The sequence below is a fragment of the Silanimonas sp. genome (assembly GCF_027530345.1).
GTDB lineage: Bacteria > Pseudomonadota > Gammaproteobacteria > Xanthomonadales > Xanthomonadaceae > Silanimonas.
Genome location: NZ_JAPZQK010000020.1, coordinates 1 through 2,313 on the forward strand (window position 1 = coordinate 1; position 2,313 = coordinate 2,313).

At 59.7% G+C, this 2,313-nt stretch carries 3 protein-coding genes; all 3 read right to left on the reverse strand.

Annotated elements, in window-relative coordinates; all coding sequences use genetic code 11:
• Nucleotides 1-199: 199 nt before the first annotated feature.
• The 3 genes from O9255_RS11365 to O9255_RS11375 all read right to left on the reverse strand — a co-directional run bounded on the left by O9255_RS11365 (nucleotide 200) and on the right by O9255_RS11375 (nucleotide 2,171).
• Nucleotides 200-772: a hypothetical protein gene (locus O9255_RS11365; RefSeq protein WP_297866976.1), complete on the reverse strand. Its 573-nt coding sequence runs from the start codon at nucleotides 770-772 to the stop codon at nucleotides 200-202.
• 78 nt (nucleotides 773-850) lie between these two features.
• Complete coding sequence (locus O9255_RS11370; RefSeq protein WP_297866977.1) at nucleotides 851-1,240, reverse strand: hypothetical protein; 390 nt, start codon at nucleotides 1,238-1,240, stop codon at nucleotides 851-853.
• Between the two features lie 397 nt (nucleotides 1,241-1,637).
• Entirely contained in the window at nucleotides 1,638-2,171 is a 534-nt protein-coding gene (locus O9255_RS11375) for a hypothetical protein (RefSeq protein ID WP_297866978.1), read from the reverse strand.
• Nucleotides 2,172-2,313: the final 142 nt, after the last annotated feature.

The following is a 2,313-nucleotide window of genomic DNA, read 5'->3' on the forward strand; positions in this document are numbered from 1 at the left end:
GCCACTGGGCGTGATGTGAAGATCGTATGTCCCGTGCGACGCACGTAAACGGCTGCCACAGCGAAGACAAGGAAGGCTGCAATGCCGACTAGCTGCGAGAGAAGTTCAATGTGCGGCATCGGCTGGCCTCGGCCCTAACGCTGGAGCTAAGCGGCCACATCAATCGCAAAGCGATTGATTGGTCCGCTTGAGCGAGTAGTTAGCTGCCACCATAGCTTGAGGTGAGCCATGAGTGGTATAGGTCGCGGCGCACCATTGCGCCCGATTGAAGATTTGCACCGTGCGCCAAAAGGCATGTCGCGCGGAGACGAAGGGCGGCATCGGTGCTGCGCGCCGCCGCCGTGACGGCGCGCCAGAACTCTGGGCCTGCGATGTAATGCATAGCTTTGGCCATGCACCAGAACTCTCGACTGATGCGACGCTGCAGGTAGGACAGCGCCACTCGCTCCACTCGCCGAATTGCTGGCCGAGAAAGCTCGATCCGCTTCAACCAAAGCCAGAGATCCTCCTTGATGTAGCCCGAGCGAAAGTGCCTTGGGTCGACCTCAAGAAACCTAATTGCAGTCTCAACTGCAGCGAAATCGCCGGTCTTGACGAGATTGAGAAGCTTGTAGCCGCCGGGGAATGAAAGCTCATCGAACCGGGAATGGAACTCCCCGACAGCCGCACGCCAATCATCCCCGCGTTCGGGAAGCGACCGAGCAATTCGGTTGCTGATCCCATTGAGATCGGCGGAATTGCGCTTGATGGCTTCGGGGCTTGCGATAGGCATCGGGGGGGGGCAGCTAACGCGTGAGCTAAGCGGCCACATCAATCGCGAAGCGATTGATTGGTCCGCTTGAGCGAGTAGTTAGGTGCCACCCGGCCGAGCCGAAGCAGCACCACGATTGCCAACAAACCACACAAACAAGGTGCCACATACGGCGGCTGGCGCGCCCATAACGAGCAACTCGTGTGCACCGATCTTGGCCGCCAGGAAGAGAAACCCAAGAACACCAACGCCACACAGTGCGAGGGAGAAACGCCTTGCGCGAGCGGTCATGCCAGTGTGGAAGCGAAAGACAGCGAACGCGACAGCCCCAATGGCAGGGCCGCTCATGAGATACAACACGAAAAATGCGGCGTCGAACTGCGGCCCGAGAAGCGGCGAGACCAGAATGGCGGGAAGGCCAATCAGCCAGAGCGTTACAGCCGGCCCGAGCGAAACAAGCAGGGCAATTGTCAGTGCGAGATCTCTCAACCTTTCCATGGCACCTAACGCGTGAGCTAAGCGGCGGCATCAATCGCGAAGCGATTGATCCGTCCGCTTGAGCGAATAGTTAGGCCAGAACGCTACAGCCTGACCTACGGAGCGGCAACCCTTGCCCCGGCTTGCCGAAATCAACCTCGCCGGATGCCTGGCTGATACCTGCGAGGAGGGTCGCGCCTGCGCCCGCGAAGAACCCCACCGAGGAACAGCGCGGCGCTTGGCGGCTGCCAGAGCGCCGCCCGCCTCAGCGGTCGGTCGCGTGATGCTCGGCGGCGCAGGCGGGATGGAACCCAGCCCGCGGCCCAAAGGGCCTAACGCTGGAGCTAAGCGGCCACATCAATCGCGAAGCGATTGATTGGTCCGCTTGAGCGAAATGTTAGGCCATGACTCATGGGCCCGTCTTCTGCAAAACCGCGAAGGTGCCTAGGGGAGACTCCGCGGTGTTGAACCAAGCGGGACCGGTGAAGCCGTATCGTGGGTAGGACGACGGGAGGCACTGACTAAAGGGTACTCGGCCACCATCGGTTTGAATCACTGCGACTATCTTTGTGCAATCGGGTCCGCGACGACTACTGCGATGGCGCCAGCTCAAAATCTCTCCGAGCCGGACGTGCTTGCTTCCGAGCTCGATGGTGACGTAGGTGCCGGCGACAGAGATGACGAACGGATAGACGCAAAGAACTGCGATCGGAAGGCAGAGAACCCAATGATAGAAGCTGCTCGGCTTGCCGTAGAGCGGAGAGCGCTTGACTGGAGTGAGCCTGCGAACCACATACCTTGCAAAGGGCCAGCCCAAGAGCAATGCCGGAACAAAGGCGAAAAACTTCCAGGCATCCGAGGGCACGAAATGTCCGTGATGGAGATCGAACAAGCCGATAGCCCCAATTAGAAGAAACAGGATTGAGACGATCGTGTCTTTCATGGCCTAACGCTGGAACTAAGCGGCCACATCAATCGCGAAGCGATTGATTGGTCCGCTTGAGTGACTAGTTAGGCGGAAATGTGCCGGAGCGCGCCCGAGCAGGCAAGGCCGGATGGCGGTTGTTGGTGCCCGCGCCTGCCTA